This is a genomic window from Bacillus sp. JJ722, from assembly GCF_036963345.1.
GTDB lineage: Bacteria > Bacillota > Bacilli > Bacillales > DSM-1321 > Bacillus_AD.
Genome location: NZ_JBALMO010000009.1, coordinates 52,505 through 59,096, shown reverse-complemented (window position 1 = coordinate 59,096; position 6,592 = coordinate 52,505). Strand labels below are relative to the sequence as shown.

Genomic DNA, 6,592 nt, shown 5'->3' with positions numbered 1-6,592 from the left:
TTCGTTTTGAAGTGGGAGTTTTAGCGCCAGTCAGAACGGGATAAAACCGAATGCATTCAGAATACACTCGGTTTTATACATTTATTATTTCGCTGCTGGTTGGTTCTTAATAGCAGTATCCATAATACTTATACGATCCTCTTCCGAAATACCTGATAGAATTTCATTGATTTTTTTAGTTAAATCGCTATCTTTTTGAACACCTACAGCAATAGCTGTATCATCATCACTTGTTTTGAATTTTTCATCGAACTCTATCATTTTAAATTTCTTGTTCGCAGATTGTGCACTTACACCTTCTGGTCGTTCTGAAACATATCCATCAATAATTCCTGACTCAAGCGCAACACGCATTGCAGGGAAATTATCCATAGCTGGCTTTTTGGTTACACCTTTAATTTGGTCAATTACAGAGTAATGAAATGTATTTAATTGAGCTGTAACTTTCGCTCCTTTAAAATCTTGAATAGATTTAGCATCTACGTATTCTCCCCCGTTTTTCACTACCATTACCAAGTCTGATTCGTAATAATTTTCTGAAAAGTCAATCGTTTGTTTTCGATCTTTTGTCGGGGACATACCTGCGATAATCGCATCGATTTTCCCTGAAGTTAATGCTGGTACTAGTCCATCCCATTCCGTTTTAACAATAACTAATTCTTTTCCTAAACCGTCAGCAATCTTCTTAGCGATTTCTACATCATAACCGCCTGCATATTCTGCATTGCCATCGATTTTCACTCCACCGTTTGAATCATCATTTTGCGTCCAATTAAACGGAGCATAACCAGCTTCCATCCCTACTTTAAAAGTACCCTTTTCGTCATCTTTACCTTCTGACTCATTTCCCGAGCTTTTTTCACTTGTTCCGCAAGCTGCCAAAAACAACATCATCGTTAAAGACAGTGCGAATAATAGTGATAATTTCTTCCTCATCATTCTTTCTCCCCTCTTCCTTCTCAACTTTCATATGAGACTACTTCCTAACCAAAAATTTGAGATGAGTGTTTTCATAATCTACAATGCAATGTTATGATTCAATGAAATTATAAAAAACATAATATTTTGACAATAATTTTATGTTTTAATGACTGAATAGTCAAACATTATTTAGAACTACGTTTATTCACTCTATTTCACAATAAAAGAAAAAGGAAATATAGCCTCTTAGAAATGCCATAGGAATAGTGATATGAATGCTGCTACATGTATCGGCTCTTAATGCATTAGCTCATATAATAAAGCGAAATACTTATATGTTCCCCCGAAGATTAGGTGGGATAATATCCCTGCTATTATCAAAAAAGGAAATTAATAAGGTAAGGTTGGATTTATTTTGTTTACGATGTTCCCTTAAGCAACGACGAGTATGACATTCGTCACAAGGAATATTTTTCAAAGGTTAATATTGTTGGATCAAAAACGGAAACTCTATTATTAAAGAATATATCTAATATTGATTCCGTAATAATTAAAGATGGATTTATCTATGCAGTCATTCATAAAAAAGATACAGATGATAGTAGACATTTATTTCGAATGACTTTAGATGGAAAAAACATTAAGCAAATTTCTTCCTTAGATATGTCTAGTACATTTATTGGTTCCAAATATATTTATTACACGGAGAATTCCTTTGCAGATAAACAAAGTATCTATAGAATAACGTTAGATGGGAAAAACAACACGAAAATAGCTACTGCACCAGGAAGGATTTCTAGCTTTGAATATTATAATGGTAGTTTCTATCTAGAAGTACAGCCTCCTAAATCTTATAATTTTATACTTCATAAAGTTGCAATTAAGTAGATAAAAATTTAAAAACCCAATAAATTTAATTTATTGGGTTTTTACAATGTATTAAACCTTTGACGTTGTCAGCAACACTTTATTTCTAATCAAAACCTTCAATAACCCATATCCCATTAGTGCCCCTGTGAAGGAACTAATTGTAAATGCTGGAATCAAACCAAATAGCGTTGCTTCTTGACCTAATAAGAGAACAGCGATTGGATATGTTGCCAAAGCACCCAAAATGCCAGTACCGATTACTTCTCCCATTGCAGACAAGCTAACCTTCTTTGTTTTAGCATAAAGGATAGCGGCAAAAAAAGCGCCAATCATACTTCCTGGATAAGCAAACAAACTCCCTGTTCCTAACATATTTCTGATCGTAGAAGAGAGGAACGCTTGCATAACGGCATACCATGGACCAAGTAATACAGCAGATATCAGGTTAGCTAAATGTTGTATCGGAAAAATCTTCGCAAATCCAAGGGGAATATAAATAAAACTACTCGAAACACTAGTAAATGCCGCTATAAGGGCTGTCAGTGTAAGTTTTTTTACATTTGGCATATCCTTCACTCCTAGCTTTATTTATTGGATACAATATTCACAAACGCATTTTTTACATCTACTTTTTCCTTAATAACTCCTGAATCTAGCATCCATTTAGCGGTATCTTGCCATACATCTTCTTCTTGATAGCCAAATGGAACATTTTCATCCTCCATTAACGGTAATAAAATTTGTAGGCTTTCCTTTTCTACCTCTTTATCTAATGGAAAGCTATCGTTTTCATGATCCAATAAGATTTGTAAACCTGCATTTGGATCTTTTTTAACAGTTTGTTGCCCCTTCGTAACAGCTCGCCAAAACTTTTCAATCGCATCTTTTTTCTTCGCTAGCGTTTTTTCACCAGTAACGATAATCAATTCATAGTTATCCGGTATCCCATAATCAGTTAAGTTTAAAGTGTCTATTTTATAACCTTCTTTTTGCAAGAGAACCTGCTCGTGATTGATGTAACCTCCAATAATGGCATCTACTCGATCAGTCGCTAGACTAGACATTAAATCCCAACCAACATCTGTTAGCTTTACTTTACTTTTATCACCACCGACAGAATCTACCATCGAACCCACAGTTGCTTCACTGACGGAGGATGAAGGATGGCCAATATTCTTCCCTTCCAAATCTTTTGGCGATTGAATACCGCTTTCTTTTTTGTACATGATGGCATCGAGTGAATGTCTTACAAGGGCAGCGACTGAAACAACTGGAATATCTTCCGAGCGTGATAATAGTAGTTGCGATTGATAACTGATGGCTAAATCAACCTTGCCAGTAGCAGCAAGCTTTAACGGATCATTCGTATCTGCTGGCATTTCAATTTTCACGTCCAATCCTTCATCTTTAAAGTATCCTTTTTCCTGGGCAGTATAAATCGCTGAATGTACTGCATTTGGATACCAATCTAGCATAATACTAATTTCTTCAAGTCCTTCCGAGCCTTTTTCTTTACTTTTACTAGAACAACCTGAAAGCAAGAGACTCATAATAATTAGCGATATTCCAATCATCTTTACTTTATTCATTTCAGTTTCCACCCCATCTATTCGTTTTTCCATCGGATCACGTATTTTTCAATTGTTGTTACAAGTGCAAATAATAATATGCCAAGTAAAGTCAAAATCGTGATTGCTGCAAAAACCCCTTCGGCATTCAAATTCCCCGACATTCGTCGACTATAATAACCAAGCCCTTCACTTGCTCCGAGCCATTCGCCAATTGTTGCACCTACTAATGCATAAACGATTGCGAGCTTCAAAGCAGAGAAAAAAGAAGGCAGTGCCATCGGAATATGCAATTTTTGAAAAATATGCCATCGTTTTGCTCCCATTGAGCGAAATAGATCCACATATTCTTGATTGCTTGATTTCAACCCATCATATGTACCGACAACAATAGGAAAAAATGAAATTAAGATTGTAACAGCCACTTTGCTCCAAATGGTATAACCAAACCAAAGGACAAAGATTGGAGACAGTGCTATGATAGGAATCATTTGCGATATAAGTATGGCTGGATAGAGCATTTTTTCAATCGTTTTCGAATAAAACATACTAACTCCAAGAGTGATTCCACCTATAACAGCAATTACAAAACCTATAATAAATTCAAGCATCGTAATCGGAAGATGCTCCAAGAGTAGCGGCTTCCAGTTTTCAATAATTAACGTAATAACTCCAGTAGGTGCAGGAATGATAAAAGACGGAATGAGTTCTATACGGACAGCCCATTCTATTGAAACGAAAAGTGTAAAAATAAATATAAGAAACAAGCTATATGTTTTGAACCATTGTTTAATACATTTCATAAGCAATCCTATTCTCCACGTATTTCTTTAAAGTAACGAAACTCTCTTCATGTTGTATTTCAGGTTTGCGTGGTCGTTTCATCTCTACTGGAATTTCATCAATCGTTTGATTAGTATGTAATAAAATGATTCTGTCACTTAAAAAACAAGCTTCCTCTAAATCATGGGTAATAAATAATACTGTTTTATTTAGCTCTTGCCACAGTGATAATAACCATGACTGCATCTCTTTTTTCGTTAATGCATCAAGTGCACCGAATGGTTCATCGAGCAATAATACATCCTTGCCTGTTAACAAAGCTCTTAAAAAGGCAACTCTCTGTCTCATCCCTCCCGATAATTGCTTTGGAAGAGCATTCTCATATGCTAGTAATCCGACACGTTCCAGCCAACTTCTCGCTTCCTCTTTTGTGAGATGTATATTCTTATTAATCTCTGAAACTAGCATGATATTGTCGATGATCGTTCTCCAAGGTAGCAGTAAATCTCGCTGAGGCATATAACCAACATCTCCAAGTGAAATAGGAGTACCATTGATTAATATTTCACCCTCATCCTGCTTTAAGAGACCAGTAATTAATCTTAAAATGGTACTTTTACCTGTACCGCTTTTACCGATTAATGAGACAAACTCACCTCCTGCAATCTCCATATTCAAATTGACAATCACTTTATTGTCTTGCTTCTTTTCGTTTTTAAAAGAATAAGAAACATTTTTTAACACGAGAGTCATGTACACACCAACCTTTCATAATTAGATTTCCTAATAAAAAAACCACTTCCTATATGGGAAGTGGTAATGAACGAAATAAAAAAATTCTTCATTCCTACTTCCCTCCGCTAGTATGAACTAGATCAGGTTCAAAGGGTTCTTCTCAGCCAATGGCGCCCCTAGTAGATCAAATATATAAAATGACAACAACGTAAAAACCCCAACTTTCATAATAGAAGGTTGGGGTGAATTGGACAGAATGATTCCACCTATAACCACCTTCCCTCCTCTAGTATGAACTAGATCAGGTTCAAAGGGTTCGAAACAAATCGTTCCATCTCAGCCTCTAATGAGACACCCCTAGTGAGTTAATTACAATTATATATCTTAACATGAACTTACTTTAATGCAAGATAAATTTACAAATAATTTTATTTTTTCATAAAATAATGTCATTTATTTATTATTCTACAGGCTCTAATTGTTCGAAATCCTGTTTTGATTCTTGTAAGGTCGGATTATAGAAGGCTGCTATAGCAGTCATATAATATGGAGTAATATAAATACTTACACCAAACAACACGATTCCTCCCAAAAATCATGAAACCAAAACCTTTATAATAACATTCTCAAGAATTTTTCGAAGTTAACTCCTTCTACTTTAGGAATTTGCTCCAAGGAGGTATCAGTAATGGCTGCTGTTAGAAATGCTTCTGCAAGCTGTACAGATTTTTCTAGGTCCTCTCCCCGCATCATACTTCCCATTATGACAGAGGCAAATAAATCACCCGTACCAGAATAACTTTTACCATTGTACGGCATTGCGCCATAAAAGGTTTTATTCCCATCCAAATACATATTACCGATAAACTGCTTATCCGTATCTATTGACGGTGGGTTCACACCAGTGATGATTACCTTAGCATCAGTTTCTTGCTGCAATGTCTTTCCAGCTTCTTCTAACGCTTCGATAAAATCCCTTTCATTTACATAGCTATGTAGTTTTTCATAAGATAATCCGGTTAATAGACAGCACTCCGTTACATTTGGTGTAATCACATCTGCACATTTCACCAGTTCTCTCATTCGCACTAGTAATTCTTCTGTAAAAAGTTTATAAGCCTCACCTATATCCCCCATCACCGGATCAACAAGCAAAATGGTTTCTTTTGTATGAAATTTATCTAAAAAACGAAAAATATTATCAATTTGCTCTCGGCCAGTTACGAAGCCGGTGTAGATTCCATCAAAGGTTACATCAAGTTTACTCCATTCCTCTTCGAAATATTGCATTTTGGAAGTAAAATCTTCACAAAAAAAACTTGGATAACCTGTTTGTGCAGACAATATAGCAGTTGGTAAAGGACATGCCTGCACCCCCATTACCGAAAGAACTGGAATTGCAGCTGTTAATGAACATTTTCCAAAAGATGATAAATCCTGTATTACAGCGACTTTTTTCATAATAACCTCCATAAAATCTATCCAACTTAAACTTTATTCATATTACCATAATTGAACTACCCACCACTTACGAAAGAAAATCACTTTCGTTGAAGTGGGGGATTCCTAAGTAAAGAAACGTATCGGTTTCTAATGGATTAGGCGATCCCCGTAGTCCCTACGGTTAGAAGTCTTATCGCTTCATTTTTAAGATTTTGTCCTGCGTTAATATCCCTGTCGTGATGTGTGCCACAAGAAGGGCAATCCCACTTACG

Annotated in this window: 8 protein-coding genes and 2 riboswitches; of the genes, 1 reads left to right on the top strand and 7 read right to left on the bottom strand. The window is 35.7% G+C overall.

Features of this window, described 5'->3' with window-relative positions; genetic code table 11:
• Window positions 1-84 precede the first annotated feature (84 nt).
• Complete coding sequence (locus V7014_RS01885; protein WP_335503558.1) at window positions 85-936, bottom strand: transporter substrate-binding domain-containing protein; 852 nt, start codon at window positions 934-936, stop codon at window positions 85-87.
• A gap of 393 nt (window positions 937-1,329) precedes the next feature.
• On the opposite strand from V7014_RS01885, the gene V7014_RS01880 reads away from it, so the two are divergent.
• Entirely contained in the window at window positions 1,330-1,809 is a 480-nt protein-coding gene (locus tag V7014_RS01880) for a DUF5050 domain-containing protein (RefSeq protein WP_335503621.1), read from the top strand.
• A 51-nt stretch (window positions 1,810-1,860) separates the two neighbouring features.
• Here the strand turns inward: V7014_RS01880 and thiW are convergent, their stop codons facing one another.
• From thiW to V7014_RS01850, 6 genes are all read right to left on the bottom strand, one after another.
• Window positions 1,861-2,358 (bottom strand): energy coupling factor transporter S component ThiW, encoded by a 498-nt coding sequence (gene thiW / locus V7014_RS01875; protein ID WP_335503555.1) that lies wholly within the window; start codon window positions 2,356-2,358, stop codon window positions 1,861-1,863.
• A 17-nt stretch (window positions 2,359-2,375) separates the two neighbouring features.
• Window positions 2,376-3,380, bottom strand: a complete 1,005-nt coding sequence (locus V7014_RS01870; RefSeq protein WP_335503552.1) for an ABC transporter substrate-binding protein — start codon at window positions 3,378-3,380, stop codon at window positions 2,376-2,378.
• Between the two features lie 17 nt (window positions 3,381-3,397).
• Entirely contained in the window at window positions 3,398-4,162 is a 765-nt protein-coding gene (locus V7014_RS01865) for an ABC transporter permease (protein ID WP_335503551.1), read from the bottom strand.
• Entirely contained in the window at window positions 4,149-4,895 is a 747-nt protein-coding gene (locus V7014_RS01860) for an ABC transporter ATP-binding protein (RefSeq protein ID WP_335503549.1), read from the bottom strand. The genes V7014_RS01865 and V7014_RS01860 overlap by 14 nt, the downstream gene beginning before the upstream one ends.
• Before the next feature lie 82 nt (window positions 4,896-4,977).
• A riboswitch (TPP riboswitch) is annotated at window positions 4,978-5,065 on the bottom strand.
• A gap of 72 nt (window positions 5,066-5,137) precedes the next feature.
• Window positions 5,138-5,246, bottom strand: a riboswitch (TPP riboswitch).
• A gap of 243 nt (window positions 5,247-5,489) precedes the next feature.
• Window positions 5,490-6,338 (bottom strand): pyridoxamine kinase, encoded by an 849-nt coding sequence (locus tag V7014_RS01855; RefSeq protein WP_335503546.1) that lies wholly within the window; start codon window positions 6,336-6,338, stop codon window positions 5,490-5,492.
• A gap of 137 nt (window positions 6,339-6,475) precedes the next feature.
• Window positions 6,476-6,592: zinc ribbon domain-containing protein (locus V7014_RS01850; RefSeq protein WP_335503619.1), on the bottom strand; the 117-nt coding region annotated here is incomplete at its 5' end.